The organism is uncultured Kiloniella sp. (genome assembly GCF_937128705.1).
Lineage (GTDB): Bacteria > Pseudomonadota > Alphaproteobacteria > Kiloniellales > Kiloniellaceae > Kiloniella.
In genome coordinates, this window is record NZ_CAKZMP010000156.1 from 54503 (window position 1) to 67650 (window position 13148).

Sequence of the window (13148 nt, forward strand, 5' to 3'; positions counted from 1 at the left end):
TACAACGATTTGAGTTTGATGTACGCCCATAAATACGGCTGTATTAATACACAAGATGAATAAGAAAAACCAATAAAGAACAAGCCAAAAGTCCGTCCACTCGATCAAACAGACCGCCATGACCGGGAATAAGATTACTGGAATCTTTTGCATCGAATTTACGCTTAATGTGCGACTCAAAAAAATCACCCATTTGAGAAACAACAGCCAAACAAGCCCCAAAAAAACCCAGAAGGATCGGGCTAAAAAGCTCTGTCGATATAGCAAAACCAAAACTGATAGCGGCGGCAGCAATCATCCCACCAATTAAACCCGCCCATGTTTTTTTCGGACTAATACTTGGCGCTATCTTTGGGCCGCCGATCGATTTTCCTGAAAAATAAGCCCCGATATCTGTTGACCAAACAACTAGCAATATCCAAAGAACAATTTCAAATCCATTATCAGAGCCATTGCGAAGCCACAATAAGGAATAGGTTGTAACAGAAACGTATCCCAACCCTAAAGTTAACCAAAAAGCCTGAGGAACATCCCGTTCAATAAACTTTGTATAGGCAAAAATTAAAACAGTGCATAGTAACAACACTGGAATGAAAAGCTCTTCAAATCCCAATGCACCCAACACCAGCAACGTTGTTACACTGGCGACAAGCAGCCACCCAGGAACTCTGATGTGACGACGTCCAGTCAACATTGCCCATTCCCAAGAAAGAATGAGTGCGCAGAGAACAATCAATCCATCGCTATAAGGAGAGCCGAAATAAACAGCGGCAAGAACTGGCGGGCCAAGAACAATTGAAGAAAGCGACCGAATTAAAAGGTCGCTCTTTTTAGGCTGTTTCGGCTGCGGATCCATAACGTCGCTCACGTTTTTGGTACTCCTCAATAGCCGAAATCAAATCTTGTTCAGAAAAGTCGGGCCAATATTTTTCAATAAAAACCATCTCGCTATAGGCAAGTTGCCAAAGCAGGAAGTTACTTATACGCATTTCCCCACTGGTACGTATAAGAAGATCTGGATCCGGAATATCCGAAGTATAAAGCTCTTGCTCAAAACAAGACTCTGTTATTTCGTCACTTTTCAGATCACCACGTTTAACTTTTAGAGCAATATTTTTAGTTGCTTCAACAATCTCTTGTCGACCGCCATAGCTCAAAGCCATAACAACCGTCATCTTTGCATTATCACGCGTTTGTTGTTCTGCATCTTCAATCAGACGAACAATATCTGCTGCAAGTTTAGAACGGTCTCCAATGACTTTTAGGCGAATACCAGCTTTATGGAATGTTGCCAGCTCACTTTGCAGGTATCTGCGCAACAACCCCATAATATCATTGATTTCACTTTCAGGACGATTCCAGTTCTCTGACGAGAAGCTGTAAAAGGTCATGTAAGGAATACCAATTTTTATTGCAGACTTAAGCAACTCGCGCAAAGCTTCGGCACCTTTACGATGCCCAAATGCCCGGGGCAAATGTCTCGCATTTGCCCACCGACCATTCCCATCCATTATGACGGCAATATGCTTTGGTATTCCTGTGGTCATCGCTAAATCAGAACAATCATGCAGTCTTAAACCTGCATGATTTCCTCTTCTTTTTGCGCAGTTGCGTCATCAATCTTCTTGATATGAGCATCTGTTATTTTCTGGATTTCATCACCCCAGCTATGCATTTCATCCTGAGAGATTTCACCGTCTTTTTCCATCTTCTTCAGGGCTTCCATACCATCACGGCGAACATTCCGTACAGCGACCTTCCCCTGCTCGGAATACTTCCCGGCAATTTTAGTCAGCTCTTTACGGCGCTCTTCAGAAAGTGGTGGGATTGGAACACGAACCAATTGGCCATCTGGGGATGGATTCAAACCAAGTCCAGATTCTCTAATCGCCTTTTCAACAGCACCAACCATTGATTTGTCCCACACCTGAACAGCAAGCATCCGAGATTCGGGCACGGTCACAGTCCCAACCTGAGTAAGAGGCATAGAAGCGCCATAGGCATCAACCATGATAGGATCAAGTAGCGCAATAGATGCACGTCCTGTCCGTAACCCGGTAAATTCCTTATTCAGTGATTCAAGCGCACCATCCATACGACGTGATAAATCTTTAATGAGGGCATCTTGCGACACAGCCTATCCCCTTCTTATTTAATAATAGTAAAACAACCTTCGCCACCAACAGCTTTGGCGAAAGAACCTGTTTCATAAATAGAAAACACAATAATCGGTATATTATTTTCCCGCGTCAGTGCAATAGCAGAATGATCCATAACACCTAAATCATCCGTAAAGACACGCTTATAAGAAAGACTTTCAAAGCGTTCTGCAGTTGGATCTTTTACAGGATCAGCAGAATAGACGCCATCAACTTTTGTACCTTTCAGCAATACTTCACATCCCATTTCCGAGGCGCGCAAAGCAGCAGCCGTATCGGTTGTGAAATAAGGATTACCCGTACCAGCACCAAAAATAACGACCCGCCCTTTGTCCAGATGGCGTTCTGCGCGTCTACGAATATAAGGCTCGGCAACAGTATCCATAGGGATCGCAGTTTGAACACGGGTTTCAACCCCAACTTGTTCCAAAGCATTCTGCATTGCCAGCGAATTCATCACGGTTGCAAGCATGCCCATATAATCAGCAGTTGAACGCTCCATACCAGCAGCTGCACCGGAAAGCCCGCGGAAGATATTACCACCACCAACGACAACACAGACCTCTACGCCCATCCCGACGACTTCTTTAATATCTAGCGCAATCTGGTTTACTGTCTCAGGATCCAGCCCGAACTGGCCATTCCCCATAAGCGCTTCACCAGAAAGCTTTAAAAGAACACGTTTATATTTGGGTGCGTCTGTCACAGAGATCTCCTTTGTCCACTGCGATACCAAATCATCCTATTATCCGAACACTCTTCTAGCGTAAAAATGTGCTCGAAAAAAGACAATCCTAGTCGAAGCGAGTGATTTTGAATACAAAAATGGCCCCGACCTCTCTCCCTACAGGAAGAACAGATCGCGGCCAAATTCGTGATTTACTTAGTTACCGAGTGTCGCAGCAACTTCAGCAGCAAAGTCTTCTTCTTTTTTCTCAATGCCTTCACCAAGCTGGAAACGAACGAAACCAGTTAGTTTTACAGGAGCACCAAGTTCTTTAGCAAAAAGCTCAACAGCTTTACCGACAGAATTTTCACCATCGATAACATAACCCTGCTCTAGCAAGCATACTTCTTCGTAATACTTGCGAAGACGACCAACGAGCATTTTCTCGATGATTTCTTCTGGCTTACCAGAAGCACGTGCCTGATCAGAAAGAACTTCTTTCTCACGCTCAAGAGCAGTAACATCAACAGAGTCACGATCAAGCGCCTGCGGGTTAGCAGCAGCAACATGCATTGCAACCTGCTTACCGAAAGCTTCAAGCTTAGCCGCATCACCAGATGACTCAAGAGCAACCAACACACCAATTTTACCAAGACCAGGAGCTGTCTGATTGTGGATGTAAGAAGCAACAACACCTTCACTAACTTCCAAAGAAGCAGTGCGACGTAGGCTCATGTTTTCGCCGATAGTTGCGATGTTTTTAGTCAACACGTCAGCAACAGTACCCTCACCACCTGGGTAATCAGCATTTGCAAGTGCCTCAACATCACCGCCAACAGTCAGAGCCTGCTGAGCAACAGCTTTAACGAAAGACTGGAACTGTTCGTTACGAGAAACAAAGTCTGTTTCTGCGTTAACTTCAACAACAGCACCTTTGGCACCGTCGGTAGAAACAGCAACAAGACCTTCTGAAGCGACACGACCTGCTTTTTTAGCAGCGGCAGCAAGACCTTTTTTACGAAGCCAATCAACGGCTCCTTCTAAGTTACCATCAGTTTCGGCAAGGGCTTTTTTACAATCCATCATGCCGGCACCGGACTGATCCCGGAGTTCTTTAACCAGAGCAGCAGTAATCTGGGCCATTTTCTATCTCTTTTCAGAAATTAAATATCAACATAGACACAAGTACGAGAACGGCGGCATACGAGCCGCCGTTCCAATCGTTCATTTGCGAACAGCTTAAGCTTCAGCAGCAGCGGCTTCGGCAGGAGCTTTCTCTTCAGAAGCAGCTTCAGCGGCTGGCGCTTCTTCAGCAGCGGCGGCTTCAGGTAGCTGCTCGGCAGGAGCTTCTTCAGAAGCACCGATATCTGCACCAGAAGCAGTCAGCTCTTGCTGAAGACCATCGATAACCGCATCGGCAAAGAGGTCACAGTAAAGGCTGATCGCACGGATAGCATCATCGTTACCAGGAATTGGGAACGTGATGTCAGCAGGATCAGAGTTTGAATCAAGGATACCAACAACAGGAATTTTTAGTTTCGCTGCTTCAGCAATTGCAAGGTGTTCCTTGTTTGTGTCGATAACAACGATCACATCAGGAATACCACCCATTTCCTTAATTCCACCAAGAGCGCGCTCTAGCTTATCGCGCTGACGTGTAAGATTAAGAAGTTCTTTTTTAGTCAGACCACCCTGATCGTTGTCAAGACGCTCATCAAGCTCTTTCAGACGACGGATAGAGTTAGAAACTGTTTTCCAGTTCGTGAGCATTCCGCCCAACCAACGGTGGTTAACATAGTACTGACCACAGCGTTTTGCTGCTTCAGCCATTTTCTCACTTGCCTGACGTTTTGTTCCAACGAACAGAACGCGACCGCCACCGGCAACAACTTCACGTGTGAAAGCAAGACCTTTGTGGAGCATTGGTACGCTCTGCTCAAGATCAAGAATGTGGATGCCGTTACGTGCACCAAAAATGTACTGAGACATTTTCGGGTTCCAACGACGAGTTGTGTGACCGAAGTGAACACCAGCTTCTAGAAGCTGACGCATTGTAAATGTAGGAAGCGCCATAGAATAAACCTTTTCTCTTCCGGTTAAACTTCCGCAGGCCGTAATCGCTATCCAAGATAGAGACACCAGAAACGACGAACAAACTGTTCTCGTTAGACCTACGTGTTGTTTTAGTGATATTGCGGGTGATACTCTTCTAGAGCAAAGGATGCAAGTCTTTTCTCTCCCACAAATGCATTCATCATAATTATATCATCAAAAGCATCATATATCAGGTATTAAACCTCTTCCAAATCGATACCTTCGACTGCCTTGATTGCCTGACGAATAGAAGGCGAAACAGTATAGCCTTTTGGGAGTTCCAATTCCAGTTCCTGACCATCTTTCAGTCCCAAAACAACAGAAATACGCCCTCGTCCCTTTACAGCATGATTATCAAGTATGGTTTTCAAGGGCTCCAAGGGCTTATCAGAATTTATATATAGCTTAAGGCCCGTGTCTGTTAACGAGGCCGCATCATCAAGAGGTGTAACGGCCTGAAGAAGAAACCGGGGTTCATCATCATCTGGTTTAACTTCCCCCGTAAGGGTCGCTAAAATGGGGACTTTACTCTCGAGAACATCACGACTGGCCAACAGTACATTAGAGAAGACCATGGCCTCTATCGTACCATGCGCATCAGAAATCTGCACAAAGGCAAATTTAGAGCCTTTTTTGGAAATTCGTTCCTGTTTACCGACAACAATCGCACCAATTTTAAGGGGACCACCCTGGCCTTTGTATTTCTTGGTTTGATCAATAGCCTCGGCAATATTGATCGCGCGCAAGCGTTTTAAAATCTGGGTGTAAGTATCAATAGGATGAGCAGAAAGATAAAAACCGATCGCATCAAATTCATGTTTCAGTTTTTCCAGTTCAGGCCAGTCTGGCACTTTAGGTAAAGCTAGGTCAATCATGGTTGTATTATCGTCACCACCAAAAAGATTAACCTGATCGCTCTCTCTTTCTTGCGCTGCTGCGGAAATATTTCGAACAATATTTTCCGCGCCCAAGAAAACCTGTTGTCTATTGGGTGACAGGCTATCAAATGCACCAGCCTTAGAGAGGTTTTCGACCAGTCGCTTATTGATGGTTTTCGAATCAACCCGTCCGACCAAATCAGTCAGATCCTTGAAGGGACCATTTTCATTTCGTTCGTTCGTTATGTTCTCAATGGCTTGTTCACCAACATTTTTAACAGCCGCCATCGCATAGCGAACCGCTTTATTCCCGTCCTCCATGGTTTCAACCATAAACTCGGCATAGGACTTGTTGATATCCGGCACCAGCAAGGGGATCTCTAGACGCGACAGTTCTTGCCTGAAAATATTCAGCTTATCAGTATTTGAGATATCATAAGTCATGGTCGCCGCCATGAACTCAACGGGGTAATTCGCCTTTAGATAAGCTGTATGATAAGCGACCAGTGCATAGGCCGCGGCATGGCTTTTGTTAAAACCATAACCTGCAAACTTGTTGACCTGATCAAAGATCTCATCTGCCTTCGCGGCCTTAACGTCGTTTTTGACGGCCCCCTCAACAAAGATCTTTCGTTGCGCATCCATTTCTGCCTGAATTTTTTTACCCATAGCGCGGCGCAGCAAATCCGCACCGCCTAATGAATAACCGGAAAGCTGCTGCGCGATCTGCATCACCTGTTCCTGATAAATCATAATCCCGTAGGTTTCTTTCAGGATATCCTCGATCAAGGGATGCATATAGTCAGGCGTCTCTTCACCTTTTTTTCGAAGGATATAACTTGGAATATTCTCCATCGGACCAGGTCGATACAACGCCACGACCGCGATGATATCCTCAAACCTATCAGGTTTCATTCGTTTTAGAACATCGCGCATACCAGTGGATTCCAGCTGGAATACACCAACCGTATCTCCACGCCCAAGCAACTCAAAAGAAGCCTTATCGTCCAACGGCACTTCACTGAGATTAATCTGTATGCCCGAAGACCGAATAAATTCGCAAGCGCGTTCAAGAACCGTCAAGGTTTTCAAACCAAGAAAATCGAACTTTACCAAACCAGCTTGCTCAACAAACTTCATGTTGAACTGTGTCACCGGCATGTCTGAACGTGGATCTCGGTAAAGCGGTACCAGCTGATCAAGTGGCCGATCCCCAATCACAACCCCCGCGGCATGGGTTGATGCATGGCGGTAAAGGCCTTCAATCTTTTGGGCAATGTTCAAAAGATTATCGACGGCTTCATCTGTACGGGCCATCTCTCTAAGTTGAGGTTCCTGCGCAATCGCCTCTGGCAAAGATGTTGGTTTGGCCGGATTATTTGGCACAAGCTTACTCAAACGGTCCACTTGTGGATATGGCATTTGCAAAACACGACCAACGTCACGGAGTGCTGCTCTCGCCTGCAACTTACCAAAAGTGATAATCTGCGCAACCTTATCCCGCCCGTACTTATCCTGTACGTAGGTAATCACCTTATCGCGCTTGTCCTGACAAAAATCCACGTCAAAGTCAGGCATGGAAACACGTTCCGGGTTCAAGAATCTCTCGAAAAGCAAGCCCCAACGCAAAGGATCAAGGTCGGTAATCGTTAAAACCCATGCCACTACAGATCCCGCACCTGATCCACGCCCGGGTCCAACTGGAATATTTTGTTCCTTTGCCCACATAATAAAATCGGCAACAATAAGGAAGTAGCCGGGGAAACCCATCTGTTCGATGATTCCCAATTCATACTCAAGCCGCTCTCGATAAGGTTTAGCCACCTCTTCACGCTCAGCATCATCCATATCAGCCGTAAAAACGTGTTTTTCCAGACGATCTTCCAGCCCGACCTCTGACTGATGGCGTAATTCTTCGGTTTCGGATCGGCCATCCCCCGTGTCAAACGGTGGCAAGATCGGCGCAATTGGTTCTACAAACCAGGAACAACGTTGCGCAATGACTAGAGTATTCTCAATAGCCTCTGGTATATCCGCGAAAAGCCGCTTCATTTCATCGGCAGATTTAAACCGATGCTCAGGCGTCAAGCGGCGACGTTCACTTTGAGAAACGTAAGCCCCTTCCGCAATACAAATCAGAGCATCATGCGGAAGATACATATCATCAGCGGCAAAAAAGGCTTCGTTTGTCGCAACCAGCGGAACACTATGTTTATAAGCTAGGTCAATCAAACGATCTTCAATTGCTTGCTCTTCCGCTAACCCGTGTCGCATCAGCTCTACATAAAAACGGTCCTGGAAAACACCCGCCAATTGCGTAAAAATAGCCTCTGCATCAGCTGTTCTATTTTCCAGCAACAAACGTCCAACAGCCCCTTTCGGCCCTGCACTCAAAGCGATCAAACCTTCATTACTACGCTCAAGATCGGCAAGAGTTACCTGTGGTGTCAGTCCTGTTTCTGTCTCCATAAAGGCATGAGAAATCAGGTGCATCAAGTTCATGTAGCCCTTTTGGTTTTGGGCAATGAGAACCAATTGATCAGGCTCGGGAACAATCGCACCTGTCCGTTTATCAGCATCGGGACGCGCAACCATTAACTGCGTCCCCATAATTGGCTGAACACCTGCACCTTTGGCTGTCAGTGAAAATTCAAGCGCCCCGAACATGTTACTACTGTCCGTAATGGCAGCAGCCGGCATATCATGTTTCTTGCACAGCTCGACAAGTTCTTTGGCCTTAATAGCGCCTTCAGACAGGGAATAAGCGGTATGAACCCGAAGATGAACAAAGTCGGCATACGCCATAAGAAAACTCTCAAATTAAATAAAACTGTAACGTCAAAATTTCAGGATCAGCTATACTCCAGATAGCTTGGAAAAGGCAAAATAAAAACCCGACACCAACAGGCATCGAGTTTCTATACACACAAACAATTTCATATTAAAAGCAACTGACTAAGTCTTATTTTTAATCTGAATTATTAAAAAATTAATTTAGCGAACTTTACCATTCTCAAAATGAAGAACCCGATCCATACGTCCGGCCAATTCATGATTATGCGTTGCGATCAAGGCTGTAAGCCCCACAGAACGAACTAGCTTTAGCAACAGCTCAAAAACTCTGTTAGCCGTTTCCGGATCAAGATTACCCGTTGGCTCATCAGCCAGCAGAACAGATGGTGCATTTGCGAGTGCTCGCGCGATTGCTACACGCTGTTGCTCACCACCCGACAATTCCGCAGGACGGTGAGAAATACGCTCGGCAAGTCCTACCGTATCCAGAAGCTCACTGGCCCGTTTATGAGCTTTTTTATGGGACAGTCCGGTGATCATCTGTGGCAGGATAACATTTTCCACCGCAGAAAATTCAGGAAGGAGATGATGGTACTGATAAACAAAGCCAATCGTATCGCGACGGAGCGATGTTCTGTTTTTGTCATTCAAGGAAGCGGATGGCGTTCCATTAACCAGAATGTCACCGCTATCAGGTTTTTCGAGAAGCCCCGCACTGTGTAAAAGCGTTGATTTACCAGCACCGGAAGGGCCTATCAGTGCAACCAGTTCACCCGGCCTGATATCAAAGCTGACATCATTAAGAACATGAAGTTCTTTCGCCCCTTGTTTATAGGTCTTATTCACCCCAACGAGGGATAGACCTTTCATTTCCTTATTCATAGCGAATTGCCTCCACAGGATCTAACCGCGCAGCACGCCACGCAGGAAAAATCGGGGCGAGGAATGAAAAGAACAAGGCCATGCCAACAACCTGAAGTACTTCAGATGTCTCTACGACTGCTGGTAACTTGGAAAGGAAATAAATCTCGGCATTAAAAAGATTGGTTCCGGACAAACCTTCAAGCCATTGCCGGATTGTTTCGATGTTTTCTGCAAAGGACAGACCAAGTACAAATCCAGCCAAGGTACCGATAACACCAATAGATGCCCCACTAAGGAAGAAAACCCTGAGGATCATTCCCCGCGTTGCCCCCATCGTTCGCAGAATTGCGATATCACGCCCCTTGTCTTTAACCAGCATGATCTGGCCGGAAACGATATTGAAAACCGCAACAAGGATAATAAGCGACAGGATCAAGAACATAACATTGCGTTCGACCTGAATAGCATTAAAGAAGCTGGCGTTACTTTGCTGCCAATCTCGCGTAACGATCCCTGTGCCTATTGTGTTGTGTATATCCCGACGCACCGCATTCGTCAGATCCGGGTTATCAACAAAAACCTCAATCGTATTTACCATTTCTGGTAACTCAAAAAAGATCTGCGCAGCATCAAGCGTCATGTAAATAAAACTGCTGTCGTATTCATACATCCCGATGTCAAAAAGGGCTGCAATAGTATAGGCCTTAAGGCGTGGAATAGAACCGAAGACAGTGACCGAGCTATTCGGTGACACCAAGGTAATTTTATCCCCAACACCAAGACGTAAACTTCTCGCCAAACGTTCGCCGATAACCACATTATCACCAGTAAAATCATCCAGTGATCCAGCAACAATTTTTTCCGCAATCAATTTACGTGCTTTGAGGTCTTTTGGTGCCATGCCACGGACCAAACCGCCCGTAGCTGTACCGCTGGCCGTGACCATGACTTGCCCCTGCACCTGTGGCGTTGCACTTGTCACACTGGATAGGGCGCTTATCCGTTCAGCGATCGTTTCGTAATCGACTAAATCACCCTGAACCCCGACCACAGCCAAATGACCATTAACCCCCAGTATCCGGCCAAGAAGCTCCTGACGGAACCCGTTCATGACGGACATCACAATAATCAAAGTCGCAACGCCCAAGGCAATACCAACAAGGGAAAAGCCTGCAATGACGGAAATAAACCCTTCTTTACGACGGGAACGGAGGTAGCGTAAGGCCACCATGCGCTCAAAAGCACCAAAAACCATCAACTATCTCTCTTCCCGTCTAAATCCTAAAGGCCTAATTTAGAAAGCGCAGCTTCCAATGTTAGCTCTTCTTTCTCACCAGTCTTACGATTTTTCAACTCAACTACGCCATTTTTAAGGCCACGTGGTCCGATAACCATCTGCCAAGGCAAACCGATCAGGTCCATGTCTTTAAATTTGGCACCCGCTGACGTATCGCGATCGTCATAGAGACAATCGACACCAGCTGCATTGAACTTTTGGTAAAGATCATCACAAGCCTTGGCACAGGCTTCATCTTTGGCTTTCAGATTGATCAACCCAACTTGGTAAGGCGCCACGGCTTCCGGCCAGATAATACCGTTTTCATCATGGCTGGCTTCGATGATAGCGCCCAAGAGACGGGAAACACCAATACCATAAGACCCCATAAAGACAGGAACGTTTTCACCTTCGCTGTTGAGAACATAAGCGCCCATTGGCTCAGAGTATTTTGTACCAAAATGGAAGATATGTCCGACCTCGATACCACGGCACTGCATTCTCTTATCTTCAGGAACTGATCCTTCGAAATCTTCTTTAACGTACATTTCATCCGTTGCCGCATAGATGCTGGTCCAGTCATCAACAATCGGCTGTAGATCACCACTGTAATCGACATCAGAAGAAGGAGATGCCTTTTCCAGGAAGTCAGAGTGACAGAACACTTCGGACTCACCAGTGTCAGCAAGGATGATAAATTCATGACTGAGGTCACCACCAATTGGTCCTGTGTCAGCAGCCATTGGAATTGCCCGTAGTCCCAAACGCTCAAAGGTACGCAGGTAGGAAACAAACATACGGTTGTACGCAGCTTTGGATGCTTCAAAATCAATATCGAAAGAATAAGCATCTTTCATAAAGAACTCACGACCACGCATCACACCAAACCGCGGACGAACTTCATCGCGGAATTTCCATTGGATATGATATAGATTTTTCGGCAAATCTTTGTAGCTTTTGACGGCATTGGCAAAGATCTCTGTGACCATCTCTTCATTGGTTGGTCCATAGAGCATGTCCCGACCGTGACGATCTTCGATACGCAGCATTTCTTTGCCGTAATCATCATAACGGCCAGACTTGCGCCACAAATCAGCAGGCTGGATGGTCGGCATCAGGATTTCCTGCGCCCCTGCCCGGTTTTGTTCTTCGCGGATAATCTGCTCGACCTTACGAAGGACTTTCAAGCCCATCGGTAACCAAGAATAAATTCCAGATGTAGCCTGACGGATCATGCCCGCACGCAGCATATAACGGTGAGAGACAATCTGTGCCTCGGTTGGGTTTTCCTTCAGTGTTGGAAGGAAATAAGCAGAAAGGCGCATCTGGATATCCTGGAATGCTATGAGATCAATAATAAATAAGGAACAATTCAGTTATAGGACTGAAAAGTATGCGGTCATATATATGGGATGAAATGGCACTTGTCCATGACAGAAAAACAAGCTTTTCCTAAGAAATTTTAGCCCGTTTAAGATATCAGGCGATAACCACGAAACTACTCACGGTCTAATATTTCCTGACACTTCAGGGATAACTCTCTCTGTTCTTCACTTTGAAGCCGCTGGCCATTGAAAAAGGCTTCGCCATTTTTGTGTACTTCAACAACACCGATCTCGGCATCGGCTTCAAAATTGGCTTTGTTTGCGGGAATATTATAGCGCTCGAACATATCAACAGTTATCGGAATTCGAATAATCTCTGGAAGAACAATTGGCTGCGCATTCAAATCCGCCGGGACAACTTTTTTCCCTTTTTTAGTGACTCCCGGCGTATAGGCAACATCATCGCCTAGGTGATGTAACATCAAACGACGACAATCTTCTTCCTCAATCGTTATTACGCCATCTTGAGAAGCTTTTACTTCCGCATGCACGACAGTTGCCATACCCAGAGAAAATATTACTCCAAGCGAAAATACTGATATCATGGTCCATAAACGAGTATAAATTTTTAAATAAAAACAATGATAACAAAGCATTATCACACCATATTAAGAGAATGAGTCAAAAAGAACGGTCTGCCGATAATAATATCAACAGGCCGTTTATAAATCTATAATGCTTTATCTATGACTAATTACAATTAATAGGGTAACTCACCGATTGTGATCAATTTGTTTGTAATAACGTAATAAGCAACACCCCACAAAACAGCTGCGATGGCACTGGTGATCAGCGCCTTACGCAGAAGCATCGGATTTTTCGGGGCTGAGGGTTCATGACCAACTTCAGGATTTTCTTCGGCCCGAACACCAAAAGGAAGCGCCATAAAAAATATCAACCACCAAATAATAACGTAAACAAGAATACCTGTAACCCAGTTCATCTTTACTACTCTCTCAACCTAAGCCTGTTCCAGCTCAACAAGGGTTCCACAAAAATCTTTTGGATGCAGGAAAAGGACTGGCTTATTAT

The 13148-nt window shown here is 45.5% G+C and carries 12 protein-coding genes and 1 pseudogene; all 13 read right to left on the reverse strand.

Features of this window, described 5'->3' with window-relative positions:
* Positions 1-43: 43 nt before the first annotated feature.
* On the reverse strand, positions 44-868 hold the full coding sequence (locus Q0241_RS08985) for a phosphatidate cytidylyltransferase (RefSeq protein ID WP_299376286.1): 825 nt from the start codon (positions 866-868) through the stop codon (positions 44-46).
* Entirely contained in the window at positions 831-1547 is a 717-nt protein-coding gene (locus tag Q0241_RS08990; protein ID WP_299376288.1) for an isoprenyl transferase, read from the reverse strand. The genes Q0241_RS08985 and Q0241_RS08990 overlap by 38 nt, the downstream gene beginning before the upstream one ends.
* Positions 1548-1573: 26 nt before the next feature.
* Positions 1574-2095 carry a ribosome recycling factor gene (gene frr, locus Q0241_RS08995; RefSeq protein WP_299376316.1) on the reverse strand — a complete coding sequence of 174 codons (522 nt, stop codon included), beginning with the start codon at positions 2093-2095 and terminating at the stop codon, positions 1574-1576.
* A 53-nt stretch (positions 2096-2148) separates the two neighbouring features.
* On the reverse strand, positions 2149-2865 hold the full coding sequence (pyrH, locus tag Q0241_RS09000) for a UMP kinase (protein WP_299376291.1): 717 nt from the start codon (positions 2863-2865) through the stop codon (positions 2149-2151).
* 177 nt (positions 2866-3042) lie between these two features.
* Positions 3043-3969 (reverse strand): translation elongation factor Ts, encoded by a 927-nt coding sequence (tsf, locus tag Q0241_RS09005; RefSeq protein ID WP_085904735.1) that lies wholly within the window; start codon positions 3967-3969, stop codon positions 3043-3045.
* Positions 3970-4065: 96 nt separating this feature from the next.
* Positions 4066-4899 (reverse strand): 30S ribosomal protein S2, encoded by an 834-nt coding sequence (gene rpsB, locus Q0241_RS09010; RefSeq protein ID WP_299376297.1) that lies wholly within the window; start codon positions 4897-4899, stop codon positions 4066-4068.
* A 218-nt stretch (positions 4900-5117) separates the two neighbouring features.
* The gene (gene dnaE, locus Q0241_RS09015; protein WP_299376299.1) at positions 5118-8603 is read right to left on the reverse strand and encodes a DNA polymerase III subunit alpha; all 3486 of its coding nucleotides are present in this window, start codon (positions 8601-8603) and stop codon (positions 5118-5120) included.
* Between the two features lie 189 nt (positions 8604-8792).
* Positions 8793-9473, reverse strand: a complete 681-nt coding sequence (locus Q0241_RS09020) for an ABC transporter ATP-binding protein (protein ID WP_299376302.1) — start codon at positions 9471-9473, stop codon at positions 8793-8795.
* The gene (locus Q0241_RS09025; RefSeq protein WP_299376304.1) at positions 9466-10710 is read right to left on the reverse strand and encodes a lipoprotein-releasing ABC transporter permease subunit; all 1245 of its coding nucleotides are present in this window, start codon (positions 10708-10710) and stop codon (positions 9466-9468) included. Before Q0241_RS09025 ends, Q0241_RS09020 begins: the two co-directional genes overlap by 8 nt.
* A gap of 26 nt (positions 10711-10736) precedes the next feature.
* Complete coding sequence (proS, locus tag Q0241_RS09030; RefSeq protein ID WP_299376306.1) at positions 10737-12056, reverse strand: proline--tRNA ligase; 1320 nt, start codon at positions 12054-12056, stop codon at positions 10737-10739.
* Between the two features lie 173 nt (positions 12057-12229).
* Complete coding sequence (locus Q0241_RS09035; RefSeq protein ID WP_299376308.1) at positions 12230-12661, reverse strand: hypothetical protein; 432 nt, start codon at positions 12659-12661, stop codon at positions 12230-12232.
* A 155-nt stretch (positions 12662-12816) separates the two neighbouring features.
* Positions 12817-13059 carry a DUF1467 family protein gene (locus Q0241_RS09040; protein ID WP_299376311.1) on the reverse strand — a complete coding sequence of 81 codons (243 nt, stop codon included), beginning with the start codon at positions 13057-13059 and terminating at the stop codon, positions 12817-12819.
* A gap of 18 nt (positions 13060-13077) precedes the next feature.
* Positions 13078-13148, reverse strand: a pseudogene (locus tag Q0241_RS22560) (methylmalonyl-CoA epimerase); the annotation flags it as partial.

What these genes read in the sequence shown, in the direction of transcription:
- Q0241_RS08990 (WP_299376288.1), bottom strand. Translation starts at nt 1,547, where the DNA reads ATGACCACAGGAATACCAAAGCATATTGCCGTCATAATGGATGGGAAT.
- frr (WP_299376316.1), bottom strand. Translation starts at nt 2,095, where the DNA reads ATGGATGGTGCGCTTGAATCACTGAATAAGGAATTTACCGGGTTACGG.
- tsf (WP_085904735.1), bottom strand. Translation starts at nt 3,969, where the DNA reads ATGGCCCAGATTACTGCTGCTCTGGTTAAAGAACTCCGGGATCAGTCC.
- rpsB (WP_299376297.1), bottom strand. Translation starts at nt 4,899, where the DNA reads ATGGCGCTTCCTACATTTACAATGCGTCAGCTTCTAGAAGCTGGTGTT.
- dnaE (WP_299376299.1), bottom strand. Translation starts at nt 8,603, where the DNA reads ATGGCGTATGCCGACTTTGTTCATCTTCGGGTTCATACCGCTTATTCC.
- Q0241_RS09020 (WP_299376302.1), bottom strand. Translation starts at nt 9,473, where the DNA reads ATGAATAAGGAAATGAAAGGTCTATCCCTCGTTGGGGTGAATAAGACC.
- Q0241_RS09025 (WP_299376304.1), bottom strand. Translation starts at nt 10,710, where the DNA reads ATGGTTTTTGGTGCTTTTGAGCGCATGGTGGCCTTACGCTACCTCCGT.
- proS (WP_299376306.1), bottom strand. Translation starts at nt 12,056, where the DNA reads ATGCGCCTTTCTGCTTATTTCCTTCCAACACTGAAGGAAAACCCAACC.
- Q0241_RS09035 (WP_299376308.1), bottom strand. Translation starts at nt 12,661, where the DNA reads ATGATATCAGTATTTTCGCTTGGAGTAATATTTTCTCTGGGTATGGCA.
- Q0241_RS09040 (WP_299376311.1), bottom strand. Translation starts at nt 13,059, where the DNA reads ATGAACTGGGTTACAGGTATTCTTGTTTACGTTATTATTTGGTGGTTG.